We start from the raw sequence: 12,193 nt of genomic DNA, 5'->3' as shown, positions 1-12,193 counted from the left end.
ATCTGCGTAGATCCACGCCACGCGTGGATGAAAACCACCGAAATCCCTCTGGAGAAGAGCCCCCCTTTGTTAAGGGGGGCGCACCGACAGGTGCGGGGGATAGGAGGAATGCGCGGACCTGAATCTTGCGATTTGGGTTTCGCCCACAGGGCGATACCCAAATCGCAATGATTCAGGTATAAGCTGTTCTCCCGATGGAGACAGACACTACACGCTTGGGTCTGATCGAAGCCGGAGCTCCGTTTTCTGCTCCGGGCGCCGAAGCATCGCCCAACGCCACGACGCTGCATCGCCCCGGTTCGGTCCGGCTGCTCTCGCTTGATGCCCACGGACGCGTACTGGACTGGATCACCTGGCAGGATGCGGCGTGCCTCTACGCCCGCGAAGCCGTCGCCTGGACACTCGGCGATCCCTGCCTGCACATCCACGGCGGCACAAACCGCTTCAGCGGCCTGCAGAGCGGGATGGACCTGCACCCGATCATCGCCGCGCGCGGCCACGCCCGCTCCCGCGCGATCGACCCGACGCCGAACCTGACCAACCCGGCCCTGTTCGCCCGCGACGCCCACCTGTGCATGTACTGCGGCCAGCAGTTCAACCGCCCCACGCTCACCCGCGACCACGTCATGCCGCTGTCCAAGGGCGGCCTGGACTGCTGGGAAAACGTGGTCACCGCCTGCTTCCACTGCAACTCGCGCAAGAGCGACCGCACCCCGCAGCAGGCCGGAATGCCACTGCTGGCGGTGCCCTACCGGCCCAGCTGGATCGAGCATCTGATCCTGTCCAACCGCAACATCCTGGCCGACCAGATGGCCTTCCTGAAGGCGCAATTGCCGAAGCGCTCAAAACTGAGCACCTGAATCGCCGAAAATGCAACCCTCACCGTCCTGTCACGGGCGGCGGCGTTTGCTTGCCCCACCCCCGTTTGAGGGCGAAAATGGGCGTTCAGAACAAGTGCGAACATGATGATCGACTCTGCCCGCTATCCCCGCCTCGCGCGCATCCAGACACCGGATGACCTGCGCACGTTCGACGAATCCGAATTGAGGGCGGTCGCCGACGAACTGCGTGCCTACCTCATCGAGTCGGTGGGCAAGAGCGGCGGCCACTTCGCCGCCGGTCTGGGCGTGATCGAACTCACCGTGGCCCTGCACTACCTGTACCAGACCCCGCAGGACCAGCTGGTCTGGGACGTCGGTCACCAGACCTACCCACACAAGATCCTGACCGGTCGCCGCGACGAGATCCACACCGTCAAGCAGAAGGACGGCGTGGCACCGTTCCCGAAGCGTGAAGAGAGCGAGTACGACACCTTCGGCGTCGGCCATTCGTCGACCTCGATCTCGGCCGCGCTCGGCATGGCCATCGCTCGCCAGTCCGAAGGCGACAACCGCCAGGTCGTTGCGGTGATCGGTGACGGTGCGATGACCGCCGGCATGGCCTTCGAAGCGCTGATGCACGCCGGCGGCATGGAGCCGGAACCGAATCTGCTGGTGATCCTCAACGACAACAACATGTCGATCTCCGAGGCGGTCGGCGGCCTGACCAAGATGCTCGGCCGTGCTACCGGCAGCCGCACGCTCAATGCACTGCGCGAAGGCGGCAAGAAGATCCTCGGCGACAAGAAGAACAACCCGGCGCGCTTCGTGAAGCGCTGGGAAGAACACTGGAAGGGCATGTTCGTGCCGTCCACGATGTTCGAGGAAATGGGTTTCCACTACACCGGCCCGATCGACGGCCACGACATGCCCGCCCTGCTGTCCACGCTGAAGACGCTGCGCGCCTCCAAGGGCCCGAAGCTGCTGCACGTGATGACGACAAAGGGCAAGGGCTACGAGCCGGCCGAAGGCGATCAGATCGGCTACCACGCGGTGGGTCCGTTTGATCCGGACAAGGGCCTGGTGGCCAAGGCTGGCGCCAAGAAGCCCACCTATACCGACGTGTTCAGCGACTGGCTGTGCGATGCCGCCGCCGCCGAGCCGCGCCTGTACGGCATCACCCCGGCGATGCGCGAAGGCTCCGGCCTGGTGCGTTTCAGCAAGGAATTCCCGCAGCGCTACTTCGACGTGGCGATTGCCGAACAGCACGCGGTCACGCTGGCCGCCGGCATGGCGACCCAGGGGGGCAAGCCGGTGGTGGCGATCTATTCGACCTTCCTGCAGCGCGCGTACGACCAGCTGGTACATGACGTGGCCATCCAGGACCTGGATGTTCTGTTCGCCATTGACCGCGCCGGTGTGGTCGGCCCGGACGGTGCGACCCATGCCGGCAACCTCGACCTGAGCTTCCTGCGCTGCGTTCCGAACATGGTGGTGATGGCGCCATCCAATGAGGCCGAGTGCCGGCAGATGCTCAGCACCGGCCTGCAGCACCCGGGCCCAGCCGCCGTGCGCTATCCGCGCGGCACCGGCACCGGCGTGGCTGCCGGCACCGACCTGTCCACCCTGCCGATCGGCAAGGGCGAGTTGCGCCTGCAGGGCAGTCGTATCGCCCTGCTCGCCTTCGGCAGCACCGTGGCCGCCGCCGAACAGGTTGGCCGCGAACTGGGCCTGAGCGTGGTCAACATGCGCTTCATCAAGCCGCTGGACCGCGAGCTGGTGCTGGCTGTCGCCGCCCAGCACGAGGGGCTGGTGACGATCGAAGACAACGTGGTGGCCGGTGGCGCCGGCTCCGGCGTCGGTGAGCTGCTCAATGCCGAAGGCGTGCTGCGCCCGATCCTGCACCTGGGCCTGCCCGACAGCTACCAGCACCACGCCAGCCGCGAGGACCTGCTGGCCGAAGCCGGCATCGACGCCGCAGGCATCCGCGCGGCCGTACTCAAGCGCTGGCCGCAGCTGGCTGCCGGGACCCCGCCGCTCAGCGCGGCAGGCTGAGACCGGTCACCACCCGGTGGATCCACGCATGGCGTGGATCCACTGCGGAACAGGGGTCGATCCACGCCATGCGTGGGGACAGATCAGGGAGCCCCAGCCCTCAGCCGTAGCTGACCGCTTCCACGAACGCGCCGCTGGCCTCCACCCGCACCGCAGCGCGCTGCCCGGTGTCGACGAAGTGGAGGCGTGCAAGGGTTTCAGCGAAATCGTAGGCCCGGGCACCATCGCGGAACTCGATCGGTTCCGGCCGGTCCGGGTGCAGCACGCGCCATTGGCGTTGCTCGCATTGCAGGCGGATCAACATGCAGCTCACTCCTTGAGGCAGCGTATCGACGGTGGCGGGATGGGCGTGCCGGTTACGGCAGACTTCATCGCGGCGGATCAGGGGCACGCAGAGGTGCCCTGATCGCAGAAGATACGACGTTCAAAATGTGAGCTGTATCAGATTATTCTGATTTTCGAGGCGCGTGCTCAATTCACCTGGAACTGCGCCCGGCAACCGTCGCTGACCCAGATGCCACGGCGGTCCCAGCCCCAGGTCTGGCCCTCGATGCAGGCGCTGCGTGAATCCTGGCGGACCAGGCGCACACCACGACGGATGCGCGCATCGCAGTACTCCTGGCGATGACCGTTGGAATGGCAGGTGATCACCTCACCCCCACCCCAGCCATTGCCACCATTGCCCCAGCCGTTGCCATGGCCACCACCCCAGCCACCGCCGCGGCGGTACTCGCCAACGAACTCGGCACGACAGCCCTGGGTAACCCAGACACCGTAGCGCGATTGTCCCCAGGTCTCGCCTTCCACGCACGGCGAGCCCGACAACTGGCGGATCATCCGGGCACGGCCTTCCAGGCGGCATTCATTGCTGCGGTTCTTGATCGATTCGCAGCGTACGATGCCGCCGCCATCACGACCGCCGTAGCGATCGTCGTCATAACCGTAACCATAGCTCTGCGCCTGCGCGCCGCCCGCGGCCGCCAGCATTGGCAGCAGGGTGCAGGCCAGGGTGCGCCAGGTGAGTGCCTTGCCCATCGGGATCTCCGGATGAATACGATGGCGCAAGCATCGGGGATTCGTGGCGCGGCGCACAGGGGGCGCCCCACGGCGGTTTTTTCCCCATTCAAACAACTCAACCGTGGCTGACTGCGCCTCGGCCGGTGGTGTCAACTTCCGACGTGGAGTGCGTCCACCGAATTGCCGAGCGCCTCGACCCGTACCGTGCTGCGCTGGCCGGTACGGCGGTGGTGCTCCAGGGCCCGCGCCGCAGCGACATCGAAAGCCTCGGCGCCCCGTGCATAACGGGTGGCGTCATGCGCCTGCGGATCCAGTACGGACCAGTGCCGGGCGTTGCATTGAACGGTAATGACCATTGGAAGACTCCTGCGGAATGAAGGCATGCCGGCAGCGGAAGGCCCTGAGCGCCGGTACACCATCAGGCTAGCGAGCACCTCCGGGATGGCCTATCAGATTTGTACGAAAATGCCGCGCCGGACTGTCAGACCGCCCCGCCCTCACATCCCTGAGGCCGTTTAGTGAATCCCTTTCGTGACCCTTGTCACGGAGTTGACAGAGCTTCACACTACCATCACCAACAGGGGCCCCTTCCACATGCGCACCTTCTTCTCGCAGCAGCGTTGGACGTTGCTGAAGTTCTACTTCGTGGCCAGCTATCTGGTGCTGATCGAGGAACTGATCCGCGCCGCCCTGCACTGAGCACTTGCTGCCATTTTTCCTGCGGCCGACACTGTTGCTTTAGGCACGGAGCTCCGCCGATGAAATCCCTTCTTCTGATTCCCGCGCTACTGGTCCTGGTCGCCTGCGCCAGCCCGGACAAGGCACCCACGCACGCCGAAGCGACAGCCACGCCGATGGTCGGCGGTGATCGCGATGCGCATGGCTGCATCGGTTCGGCCGGCTACCAGTGGTGCGAGCACAGCCAGCGTTGCGAACGCCCGTGGGAACTGGCGCAGGCACAGGGCCTGGCCAACACCGCCGAAGCCATCAACGCCTATTGCGCAAAGCCGGCCAGCCCGGCGCGCAAGTGAGTCGCGCCCACCATGGCTGAGCTGAGTCCGCTCCCCACCCTGGCCCCGGGCCGCTACCGCCACTTCAAGGGCGGCGAGTACGAAGTGCTGGACATCGTCCGCAGCAGCGAGACCCTGCAGCCGATGGTGCTGTACCGCGCGTTGTATGGCGAAGGCGGCCTGTGGGTACGCCCGTACGCCATGTTCGTCGAGCAGTTGCCCGGCGAGCACGGACCGCAACCACGTTTCGCCCGCGTCGACGCATGACGGTTCCGCTGCCGGTCCAGGCCGGCAGCGCGCGGCAACACAGCGGGCCTGCGCTACAATCGTACCGTCCAGTCGGTTTCTTCCCACCATGTCCGCATCCCCCTCCCGTTCGCGCCGCAAGGCGCCCGACAGCGTGCGCCAGTCACTGCTGCAGGCCACCATTGAAGTGATCGGCCGTAACGGCCTGGCCGCGCTGACCGTGCAGGACGTCGCGCAGGCCGCTGGTGTCAGCAAGGGTGCGTTGTTCCATCATTTCAGCAGCAAGCAGGCACTGGTGGATGAAGCCGTCGGAGCGCTCATCGGCGAGTTCGAAACGCGGGTACGCGCCCTGCTGCAGGAGAATCCCGAAGGCCATGGCCGTTTCAGCCGCGCCTATGTGCAGGCCAATTTCGAGCATCTGCTGCAGCAGGAGCAGGACAACGACATCGGCCTGACCCTCGGCAACCTGATGGAACCGGCCCTGCTCGCGCATTGGCGCACCTGGAAGCGTGCGATGCTGGCCGAATTCGCCGGCGAAGCCAACGATCCCCGGCTGTACGCGGCGCGCTGCGCTGCCGATGGCTACTGGGCCACGGCCTATGGGCGTCCGCTGGACGAGGAGGAACGTGCCAACGCATTGGCCATGGCCGAGCAGGCCCTGAAACTGTGCGACCCGTGAGCTGGAGCGCGCAATGAATCCCTACCTCTACCTTGCTGCCGCCATCGTGCTGGAAGTGATTGCCACATCACTGCTGAAGGCATCCGACGGCATGAGCCGGCTGGCGCCGACGCTGGGCGCGCTGGTCGGCTACGGGCTGTGCTTCTACCTGTTGTCGATGACCATGAAGTCGATTCCGACCGGCATCGCCTACGCGATCTGGTCCGGCGTCGGCATCGTGCTGATCTCGCTGATCGGGCTGGTAGTGTTCAAGCAGCGCCTGGATGCACCCGCGTTGATCGGCATCGGCCTGATCTGCGCCGGTGTACTGGTGATCAATCTGTTCTCGCGCAGCAGCGCACATTGAGCACGCTGCTGCGCGATCAACGCTAGCTGACCTTCTTCGCTACGGTCATGCCGAGCAGGAACAGCACCACGGCGATGATGATGCCGGCCCAGAACAGGAACTTGGCGATGCCGACCGCGGCACCGGCAATGCCACCGAAGCCGAGCACGCCCGCAATGACGCCGATGATGGCGAAGATGATGGCCCACTTGATCATGTCAAACCTTTCCCCGCAGGGACTGCGTACTGGATGATCAGGCTAGGCCGTGGCCGATGCGGCAGTCGTGAACAGGCCGCGTGCGCGGCGTGAATCAGCGCGGACGGAAGCGCAGCAGCGCGACGGCAAACGCCAGGAACACGCTGCCCACCAGCCGCTCGAACCAGCGTCGCGCAAACGGCTTGGCCAGCCAGCGGCGCAGGCCATGGCCACCGGCTGCATACATCACGTACCAGAACAGTTCGCAGGCGGCGAAGGTGGCCACCAGCACGCTGTACTGCAGTGCCTGGCCGCGTGACGGATCGACGAACTGCGGCAGGAACGCCGCCGCGAACAGCAGCAGCTTGGGATTGCTCAGGCCCACCAGAAGGCCACCACGGAACACGGTCCAGGCACCAAGCGTCGGCGTCATCGGCAGTGCGGCATCCACCGTCACCGCAGGCGCGGGACGGCAACTATCGCGCCATGCCTTCAGGCCCAGCCAGGCCAGGTAGGCCACACCCAGATAGCGCAGCACTTCGAACAGCATCGGCGAGGAATGAAGCAATGCGCTCAGGCCAGCAGCGGACGCGGCCAGCACCAGCAGCATCGCCAGCAGGCAGCCGGCCATCGCCGGCACACTGCCGCGGAAGCCGAGTCCGACGCTGCGGCCGAGGATATGCAGCATGTTCGGCCCCGGCGTGCCACACAGAACAAACACCGTGGCCAGGAACCACCACCAGGTATGCAGGGCCATAGCGCACATCCACTTCAGAAGACGCAACCAGCATAGAACGCGCCTGCAGCGCGCGGCACATACAGCACAGCGTGGATGTGGTGGTTACAGAGGCTGGCTCAGGCAGCGAGCGCGTCGCGCCGTACCAGTACCTGGTCGATCAGGCCCCATTCGCATGCCTGCTCGGCACTCATGAAACGATCGCGGTCCAAGGTCTGCTCGACTTCCTCGACACTGCGTCCGCAATGCTGCGCATACAGTCGGGTGATGCGCTGCTTGGTGCGCTGCATCTCCTCGGCGTGGATGAAGATGTCCGAAGCTTGGCCCTGCACCCCGCCCAGCGGCTGGTGCACGTGCAGGCTGGCATTGGCCAACGCCGCGCGGTGACCGGGCTCGCCGGCCATCAGCAGGAACGAACCCATCGACCGTGCGGTGCCCATGCACAGCGTATGCACCGGGGCCGAGATGTATTGCATCGTGTCGTACATCGCCAGGCCGCTGGAGATCACCCCACCCGGCGAGTTGATGTACAGATGGATCGGCTTCTCCGGGTTTTCCGATTCCAGGAACAACAACTGCGCGCAGACCAGCGCCGACACGGCGTCATCGACTTCGCCGTTGAGAAAGATGATGCGCTCGCGCAGGAGCCGCGAGTAGATGTCATAGGAGCGCTCGCCCCGCTCGCTGCGCTCCACCACCATTGGTACCAGCTGCATTCTGTCCGGCATGTGCCTGCTCCTTGTCCGGTGGGATTGAGGCGCCACCTCAGGCCGCGCGCATCATGGTGCGATGATCGTCGTTGGCGGCCAACGGCAGCGGCGCGCGCAGGTCGGTGAGCCGATGCACGATGGTCAGCACCGTCCCCCCACTGTCATCCGCGCGCAGCTGGAAACACACCAGGCTGTGCAGATGTGGGGGCTGCGCATCGCGCAAGTGGAACCCCAGCTCCCGTCCTTCCTCGCACAGGCAGGGCTGCGGGTCGGCAAGATCGGCTGCAGGCAACCAGCGCTCACGCAGCGCTGGATCGCACAGTGCGCGCCAGACCCGTCCCGGTGGCGCTGGCAGCCGTTGCTCCATCACCAAGGCGGGAGCCGCTTCGTTCAGAACGTCGTCCATCAGTCCATCTCCTCCAGCAGGTTCTGCAGTGCGGACATCCGCGCCGGCCAGTAGGCCCGGTAGCGCTGCAACCAGCGGCCGATGTGGGCCAGCCCGCGCGGATCGACCTCGTAGTGGACGAAGCGGCCTTGGCGCTGCTCATGCACCAGTCCGGCATCGCGCAGCACTGCCAGGTGCTGGGACATCGCAGACTGGCTGATCGCCATGCCCTCGCGCAGCGCGCTGGCATGCTGCCCGCCCTCGGCCAGCTTTTCGTAGATATGGCGGCGGGTGGGGTCGGCCAGCGCCTTGAACAGGGCGTTCTCGATCATGATCAATACATTAGTATCCACTAATGTTTAATGCAACCCTCCGATCTGCTGTGCTGCAATGACAGCCTCTTCCCTGGAGCAATGCATGAAGACCCTTGGACTGATCGGCGGCATGAGCTGGGAAAGCTCGGCCCAGTACTACCGGCTCATCAACGAGGACGTACGGCAGCGCCTCGGTGGCGCGCACTCCGCGCAGCTGCTGCTGTGGTCGGTGGACTTCGCCCCGATCAAGCAGCTGCAGCACGACGGCGACTGGGATGCACTGGGCGACCACATGGTCGACGCCGCACGACGCCTGCAGGCCGGTGGTGCCGATCTGCTGCTGGTCTGCACCAACACCATGCACACGCTGGCCGACCGCATCGAGGCGGCCTGCCCACTGCCGCTGCTGCATATCGTCGACCCCACCGCCCAGGCCATCGTGCAGGCAGGCGCACGCAAGGTGGGCCTGCTCGGCACCGCCTTCACCATGGAGCAGGACTTCTACCGCGGCCGGCTGCAGGATCGCTTCGATCTGGAAGTGCTGGTGCCCGATACCGATGACCGGCGCAGCGTGCACGACATCATCTACCAGGAGCTGATTGCCGGCGTGGTCAGCGAGCACTCACGACAGGTCTATGCCGGCGTGATCGCGCGACTGGTGGCGCGCGGTGCCGAAGCGATCATTCTTGGCTGCACCGAGATCATGCTGCTGGTACGCCCGGAGGACAGTTCAGTGCCGTTGTTCGATACCACTGCCCTGCATGCGCGGGCTGCCGTGGACGCAGCACTGGCCTGATCCTGCCTTCGGTGCAGCGCGGAATCAGTCCGCGCCCTGCACTTCCAGCGCGGTGATCAGCCACTCGACCACCGCCTGGGAATCGCACAGGAAGAAGATGGCATCGCCGGAGCGCGCTTCGGTAAGCAGGCGATAGACCGTGATCGCCACCGCCGACTGGTTGGCGATGAACACTTCCGGGCTGCGCGGCCCTTCGCTGTGGCCGGCAACCGCGTGCAGCGCCTTGCGTGCGGCCACGGTCGCAGCCGGGTCCGCGCTGCGGGTCAGTTCCGGCCCGCGCAGGCCCCAGGCAATGAACACATGCTTGCCCTTGAACGTGGTGTCCAGGACCCGCACCTCGGCGCCGCCTGCGTCGGCCGAGCGATGAATGACGGTACTGCTGATCAACGCAACCCCCTGTGGTCGTCGTGGTCCGCGCATCCTCCCCCACAGGCCGCCCGCACACCAGTGACGGCAGCCACAGGCTGCGCCGACAGGCGTGGAAGACATGTAAGAAGGTGTAAACCGATGCGATCGGATGTGCAGCGATGATACGGGATGTAAGCCTCTGCATGGGCCCGTGCGCACTACTAAATCCTTACTGAGCCACATCCGGAACGATGCGTTCCGACGGCCTCGTGCTGGGTCATTCTTGCCGCCCGAATCCACGCTCGAGGCTCCCTATGACCCTTCGCCCGCTGCTGCCGATCACCGGCGCCGCCCTTGTCCTGCTGCTGGCCGCCACCGCCGTGGCCGCCCAGGACTACGACACTGATCACATTCCAGCGCTGCGCTGCGAATCCCAGTTCAACAAGACCGAGCAATGCCCCATCGAGGGCCCGATGCGCCTGGCCAGGCAACTGTCGGTCACCCGCTGCGTGGAGAACCAGAACTGGGGCCAGAGCCGCCGCACGTTATGGGTGACCGACGGCTGCCGCGCCGAGTTCGTCGCCGATGGATACGGGCGCTGGCCGGGACGTGGCCGCGGCCGTGACCGCGACAACGAGGGTGAACGCCTGGTCTGCGAGTCCTACGAGAACAAGGACAAGGAGTGCCGGATTCGCGTTCGTCACGAGGTACGGCTGGTCAAGCAGAAATCGGTGACGACCTGCATCGAGGACCGCAACTGGGGCTGGGACCGTCGCGGCGTGTGGGTCAGCGACGGCTGCCGTGCCGAGTTCCGGGTGTATTGACTGCCTGCCACGCGCTGGCTGCAACGCGTAGGCGTGCGTGCAAGGCGGAGTCGATAGACTATGGCCTGCATGGCAGGGAGCACGACATGGAACGATGGTATCTGGCGACGCTGCTGGCGTTGATCCTGCATCAGATCGACGCTGCGTTCTGGCAGGAATGGACCATGTTCCATGTGCCCGGCGGCATCCAGGGCTTCCTGCTGTTCAACCTGTTCGCAGTCGGCGCCGTGCTTTGGGGTTATCGCCATGCCCTGCTGGGTACATCCACGGCGCGCGGCTATGCACTGGTTTGTGGCGCGCTCGGCATTGGCACGGCGCTGATCCACCTGGCGTTTGCCCTGCTCGGTCGCAATGAATTCCACCTGCCGCTGTCGATCATCGTCCTGCTCGCCTGTTTTGTATCGGGTGGCGGTCTGTTGCTGCAGCTCCGCCCGCGATGAGCCGGACGTCCCGTTCTCCGCGCCTGCGTAACGGCAGCCCCCAGGACGCGGATGCCTTGATCGCGCTCGACAGCGTGGCAGCCATTGATCCAGAGCGGATCATGCAGATTGGCAACTGGCTGGCACACGGCGGCGTGTATGTCGCCGAGCAGGACGGCAGGGTCGTCGGCTACCTGGTCATGCATCACCACTTCTTCGGCGAGGCCTTCGTCGAGATGCTGATGGTGGCGCGCGAACGCCGCGGCCACGGCATTGGTACCGCACTGCTGCGACACGCGATCGCACGGCGCGGTCGCGGCAAGCTGTTCACCTCGACCAATGCCTCCAACATCGGCATGCAGCGCCTGCTCGTTGCGTCGGGCTTCATCGACAGCGGCATCGTGCACGGATTGGATGAGGGCGACCCGGAGCTGATCTACCGCTTCGCTGAAGACTGATCATCGGCATCAGCAGCGCGCACAAAAAAGCCCACGCATTGCTGCGCAGGCTTCTTGATTCATCACAGTGGTCGGGACGGCCGGATTCGAACCGACGACCCTCTGCCCCCCAGGCAGATGCGCTACCAGGCTGCGCTACGCCCCGACTGATGCTGCGATGTGCCCGCCAGTGCGGCGGGCCGTGAAGTATAGCGGATTACGATGGAAATGGGATCAGCGGCGCAACAACTGCAGCACTTCTTCCAGCTCCATGCGTACCTGCTTGATGATCTGGTTGCTCAGCGCCGATTCCTCGCGGGCATCGGGGCCGTCCAGACGCAGGCGTGCACCACCGATGGTGTAGCCCTGTTCGTACAGCAGGCTGCGGATCTGCCGCACCATCAGCACGTCATGGCGCTGGTAGTAGCGGCGGTTGCCTCGGCGCTTGGCCGGCTCAAGGCTGGGAAACTCGGTTTCCCAGTAGCGCAGGACGTGCGGCTTGACGTCGCACAGCTCGCTGACTTCACCGATGGTGAAGTAGCGCTTGGCCGGGATCGGCGGTAGTTCGCGGTTACTGCCCGGATCCAGCATAAGCTTCCACCCTCTCCTTGAGCTTCTGGCCCGGACGGAAGGTGACCACCGTACGGGCGGAAATCGGAATTTCCTCGCCGGTCTTGGGGTTGCGACCCGGGCGCTGGTTCTTGCGCCGCAGATCGAAATTACCGAAGCCCGACAGCTTCACCTGACGTCCCTGTTCCAATGCTTCACGCAGCACATCGAAAAACGCGTCGACGAATTCCTTGGCTTCCCGCTTGTTCAGACCGACTTCGTCGAACAGCTTTTCCGCCATCTCCGCCTTGGTCAATGCCATTGCCTGC

Annotated in this window: 21 protein-coding genes and 1 tRNA gene; 10 read left to right on the top strand and 12 right to left on the bottom strand. The window is 65.1% G+C overall.

Annotated elements, in window-relative coordinates; translation table 11 throughout:
- The first annotated feature begins 194 nt into the window (after nucleotides 1-194).
- Entirely contained in the window at nucleotides 195-860 is a 666-nt protein-coding gene (locus ARC63_RS21780) for an HNH endonuclease (RefSeq protein ID WP_019336875.1), read from the top strand.
- Between the two features lie 105 nt (nucleotides 861-965).
- Complete coding sequence (dxs, locus tag ARC63_RS21775) at nucleotides 966-2,873, top strand: 1-deoxy-D-xylulose-5-phosphate synthase (RefSeq protein ID WP_057504371.1); 1,908 nt, start codon at nucleotides 966-968, stop codon at nucleotides 2,871-2,873.
- A 100-nt stretch (nucleotides 2,874-2,973) separates the two neighbouring features.
- Here dxs and ARC63_RS21770 read toward each other — a convergent pair whose 3' ends face one another.
- The 3 genes from ARC63_RS21770 to ARC63_RS21760 form a co-directional block, all read right to left on the bottom strand.
- Complete coding sequence (locus tag ARC63_RS21770; RefSeq protein ID WP_005417823.1) at nucleotides 2,974-3,177, bottom strand: hypothetical protein; 204 nt, start codon at nucleotides 3,175-3,177, stop codon at nucleotides 2,974-2,976.
- A gap of 167 nt (nucleotides 3,178-3,344) precedes the next feature.
- The gene (locus ARC63_RS21765) at nucleotides 3,345-3,908 is read right to left on the bottom strand and encodes a DUF3011 domain-containing protein (protein WP_010486507.1); all 564 of its coding nucleotides are present in this window, start codon (nucleotides 3,906-3,908) and stop codon (nucleotides 3,345-3,347) included.
- Between the two features lie 131 nt (nucleotides 3,909-4,039).
- Nucleotides 4,040-4,246, bottom strand: coding sequence for a hypothetical protein (locus ARC63_RS21760; RefSeq protein ID WP_010486505.1), 207 nt, complete (start codon nucleotides 4,244-4,246; stop codon nucleotides 4,040-4,042).
- A 402-nt stretch (nucleotides 4,247-4,648) separates the two neighbouring features.
- Here ARC63_RS21760 and ARC63_RS21755 point away from each other — a divergent pair, with 402 nt between their 5' ends.
- The 4 genes from ARC63_RS21755 (at nucleotide 4,649) to ARC63_RS21740 (ending at nucleotide 6,171) form a co-directional block, all read left to right on the top strand.
- Entirely contained in the window at nucleotides 4,649-4,921 is a 273-nt protein-coding gene (locus ARC63_RS21755) for a hypothetical protein (RefSeq protein ID WP_057504356.1), read from the top strand.
- 12 nt (nucleotides 4,922-4,933) lie between these two features.
- The gene (locus ARC63_RS21750) at nucleotides 4,934-5,167 is read left to right on the top strand and encodes a DUF1653 domain-containing protein (RefSeq protein WP_057504355.1); all 234 of its coding nucleotides are present in this window, start codon (nucleotides 4,934-4,936) and stop codon (nucleotides 5,165-5,167) included.
- Nucleotides 5,168-5,255: 88 nt separating this feature from the next.
- Nucleotides 5,256-5,825 (top strand): TetR/AcrR family transcriptional regulator, encoded by a 570-nt coding sequence (locus ARC63_RS21745; RefSeq protein WP_057504354.1) that lies wholly within the window; start codon nucleotides 5,256-5,258, stop codon nucleotides 5,823-5,825.
- A 13-nt stretch (nucleotides 5,826-5,838) separates the two neighbouring features.
- Complete coding sequence (locus tag ARC63_RS21740; RefSeq protein ID WP_005410423.1) at nucleotides 5,839-6,171, top strand: SMR family transporter; 333 nt, start codon at nucleotides 5,839-5,841, stop codon at nucleotides 6,169-6,171.
- A gap of 22 nt (nucleotides 6,172-6,193) precedes the next feature.
- Here ARC63_RS21740 and ARC63_RS22560 read toward each other — a convergent pair whose 3' ends face one another.
- The 5 genes from ARC63_RS22560 to ARC63_RS21720 all read right to left on the bottom strand — a co-directional run bounded on the left by ARC63_RS22560 (nucleotide 6,194) and on the right by ARC63_RS21720 (nucleotide 8,509).
- Nucleotides 6,194-6,367 (bottom strand): DUF1328 domain-containing protein, encoded by a 174-nt coding sequence (locus ARC63_RS22560; protein ID WP_006380555.1) that lies wholly within the window; start codon nucleotides 6,365-6,367, stop codon nucleotides 6,194-6,196.
- Between the two features lie 94 nt (nucleotides 6,368-6,461).
- A complete protein-coding gene (locus tag ARC63_RS21735; protein ID WP_019336882.1) occupies nucleotides 6,462-7,103 on the bottom strand; it encodes a LysE family translocator in 642 nt (213 codons plus the stop codon).
- Nucleotides 7,104-7,201: 98 nt separating this feature from the next.
- On the bottom strand, nucleotides 7,202-7,810 hold the full coding sequence (locus tag ARC63_RS21730) for an ATP-dependent Clp protease proteolytic subunit (protein WP_043035596.1): 609 nt from the start codon (nucleotides 7,808-7,810) through the stop codon (nucleotides 7,202-7,204).
- Between the two features lie 37 nt (nucleotides 7,811-7,847).
- The gene (locus ARC63_RS21725) at nucleotides 7,848-8,198 is read right to left on the bottom strand and encodes an SRPBCC family protein (RefSeq protein WP_019336884.1); all 351 of its coding nucleotides are present in this window, start codon (nucleotides 8,196-8,198) and stop codon (nucleotides 7,848-7,850) included.
- Nucleotides 8,198-8,509: an ArsR/SmtB family transcription factor gene (locus ARC63_RS21720; RefSeq protein WP_057504370.1), complete on the bottom strand. Its 312-nt coding sequence runs from the start codon at nucleotides 8,507-8,509 to the stop codon at nucleotides 8,198-8,200. The genes ARC63_RS21725 and ARC63_RS21720 overlap by 1 nt, the downstream gene beginning before the upstream one ends.
- An 85-nt stretch (nucleotides 8,510-8,594) precedes the next feature.
- On the opposite strand from ARC63_RS21720, the gene ARC63_RS21715 reads away from it, so the two are divergent.
- Nucleotides 8,595-9,287, top strand: a complete 693-nt coding sequence (locus ARC63_RS21715) for an aspartate/glutamate racemase family protein (RefSeq protein WP_057504353.1) — start codon at nucleotides 8,595-8,597, stop codon at nucleotides 9,285-9,287.
- Between the two features lie 24 nt (nucleotides 9,288-9,311).
- Here the strand turns inward: ARC63_RS21715 and ARC63_RS21710 are convergent, their stop codons facing one another.
- Nucleotides 9,312-9,707: a hypothetical protein gene (locus tag ARC63_RS21710; protein ID WP_012511691.1), complete on the bottom strand. Its 396-nt coding sequence runs from the start codon at nucleotides 9,705-9,707 to the stop codon at nucleotides 9,312-9,314.
- Between the two features lie 242 nt (nucleotides 9,708-9,949).
- Between ARC63_RS21710 and ARC63_RS21705 the strand changes: the two genes are divergently transcribed.
- From ARC63_RS21705 to ARC63_RS21695, 3 genes are all read left to right on the top strand, one after another.
- Nucleotides 9,950-10,459 (top strand): DUF3011 domain-containing protein, encoded by a 510-nt coding sequence (locus ARC63_RS21705; RefSeq protein WP_010486479.1) that lies wholly within the window; start codon nucleotides 9,950-9,952, stop codon nucleotides 10,457-10,459.
- An 86-nt stretch (nucleotides 10,460-10,545) separates the two neighbouring features.
- Nucleotides 10,546-10,899, top strand: a complete 354-nt coding sequence (locus tag ARC63_RS21700) for a DUF6713 family protein (RefSeq protein ID WP_010486477.1) — start codon at nucleotides 10,546-10,548, stop codon at nucleotides 10,897-10,899.
- Nucleotides 10,896-11,336, top strand: a complete 441-nt coding sequence (locus ARC63_RS21695; protein ID WP_057504352.1) for a GNAT family N-acetyltransferase — start codon at nucleotides 10,896-10,898, stop codon at nucleotides 11,334-11,336. The genes ARC63_RS21700 and ARC63_RS21695 overlap by 4 nt, the downstream gene beginning before the upstream one ends.
- A 68-nt stretch (nucleotides 11,337-11,404) precedes the next feature.
- Here ARC63_RS21695 and ARC63_RS21690 read toward each other — a convergent pair.
- The 3 genes from ARC63_RS21690 to ARC63_RS21680 all read right to left on the bottom strand — a co-directional run bounded on the left by ARC63_RS21690 (nucleotide 11,405) and on the right by ARC63_RS21680 (nucleotide 12,186).
- Nucleotides 11,405-11,481 (bottom strand) — tRNA-Pro (locus tag ARC63_RS21690).
- Between the two features lie 68 nt (nucleotides 11,482-11,549).
- Entirely contained in the window at nucleotides 11,550-11,906 is a 357-nt protein-coding gene (locus ARC63_RS21685; RefSeq protein WP_005410431.1) for a MerR family transcriptional regulator, read from the bottom strand.
- Nucleotides 11,887-12,186, bottom strand: a complete 300-nt coding sequence (locus ARC63_RS21680; protein WP_005410432.1) for an integration host factor subunit alpha — start codon at nucleotides 12,184-12,186, stop codon at nucleotides 11,887-11,889. The genes ARC63_RS21685 and ARC63_RS21680 overlap by 20 nt, the downstream gene beginning before the upstream one ends.
- Between the last annotated feature and the right edge of the window lie 7 nt (nucleotides 12,187-12,193).

The organism is Stenotrophomonas geniculata ATCC 19374 = JCM 13324, assembly GCF_001431625.1.
GTDB lineage: Bacteria > Pseudomonadota > Gammaproteobacteria > Xanthomonadales > Xanthomonadaceae > Stenotrophomonas > Stenotrophomonas geniculata.
Note: the sequence above shows the minus strand (reverse complement) of the source record. Positions and strands in the feature narration are given on the sequence as shown.

Coding starts and splice junctions, on each gene's coding strand:
- ARC63_RS21780 (WP_019336875.1), top strand. CDS start 195: ATGGAGACAGACACTACACGCTTGGGTCTGATCGAAGCCGGAGCTCCG.
- dxs (WP_057504371.1), top strand. CDS start 966: ATGATCGACTCTGCCCGCTATCCCCGCCTCGCGCGCATCCAGACACCG.
- ARC63_RS21770 (WP_005417823.1), bottom strand. CDS start 3,177: ATGTTGATCCGCCTGCAATGCGAGCAACGCCAATGGCGCGTGCTGCAC.
- ARC63_RS21765 (WP_010486507.1), bottom strand. CDS start 3,908: ATGGGCAAGGCACTCACCTGGCGCACCCTGGCCTGCACCCTGCTGCCA.
- ARC63_RS21760 (WP_010486505.1), bottom strand. CDS start 4,246: ATGGTCATTACCGTTCAATGCAACGCCCGGCACTGGTCCGTACTGGAT.
- ARC63_RS21755 (WP_057504356.1), top strand. CDS start 4,649: ATGAAATCCCTTCTTCTGATTCCCGCGCTACTGGTCCTGGTCGCCTGC.
- ARC63_RS21750 (WP_057504355.1), top strand. CDS start 4,934: ATGGCTGAGCTGAGTCCGCTCCCCACCCTGGCCCCGGGCCGCTACCGC.
- ARC63_RS21745 (WP_057504354.1), top strand. CDS start 5,256: ATGTCCGCATCCCCCTCCCGTTCGCGCCGCAAGGCGCCCGACAGCGTG.
- ARC63_RS21740 (WP_005410423.1), top strand. CDS start 5,839: ATGAATCCCTACCTCTACCTTGCTGCCGCCATCGTGCTGGAAGTGATT.
- ARC63_RS22560 (WP_006380555.1), bottom strand. CDS start 6,367: ATGATCAAGTGGGCCATCATCTTCGCCATCATCGGCGTCATTGCGGGC.
- ARC63_RS21735 (WP_019336882.1), bottom strand. CDS start 7,103: ATGGCCCTGCATACCTGGTGGTGGTTCCTGGCCACGGTGTTTGTTCTG.
- ARC63_RS21730 (WP_043035596.1), bottom strand. CDS start 7,810: ATGCCGGACAGAATGCAGCTGGTACCAATGGTGGTGGAGCGCAGCGAG.
- ARC63_RS21725 (WP_019336884.1), bottom strand. CDS start 8,198: ATGGACGACGTTCTGAACGAAGCGGCTCCCGCCTTGGTGATGGAGCAA.
- ARC63_RS21720 (WP_057504370.1), bottom strand. CDS start 8,509: ATGATCGAGAACGCCCTGTTCAAGGCGCTGGCCGACCCCACCCGCCGC.
- ARC63_RS21715 (WP_057504353.1), top strand. CDS start 8,595: ATGAAGACCCTTGGACTGATCGGCGGCATGAGCTGGGAAAGCTCGGCC.
- ARC63_RS21710 (WP_012511691.1), bottom strand. CDS start 9,707: ATGCGCGGACCACGACGACCACAGGGGGTTGCGTTGATCAGCAGTACC.
- ARC63_RS21705 (WP_010486479.1), top strand. CDS start 9,950: ATGACCCTTCGCCCGCTGCTGCCGATCACCGGCGCCGCCCTTGTCCTG.
- ARC63_RS21700 (WP_010486477.1), top strand. CDS start 10,546: ATGGAACGATGGTATCTGGCGACGCTGCTGGCGTTGATCCTGCATCAG.
- ARC63_RS21695 (WP_057504352.1), top strand. CDS start 10,896: ATGAGCCGGACGTCCCGTTCTCCGCGCCTGCGTAACGGCAGCCCCCAG.
- ARC63_RS21685 (WP_005410431.1), bottom strand. CDS start 11,906: ATGCTGGATCCGGGCAGTAACCGCGAACTACCGCCGATCCCGGCCAAG.
- ARC63_RS21680 (WP_005410432.1), bottom strand. CDS start 12,186: ATGGCATTGACCAAGGCGGAGATGGCGGAAAAGCTGTTCGACGAAGTC.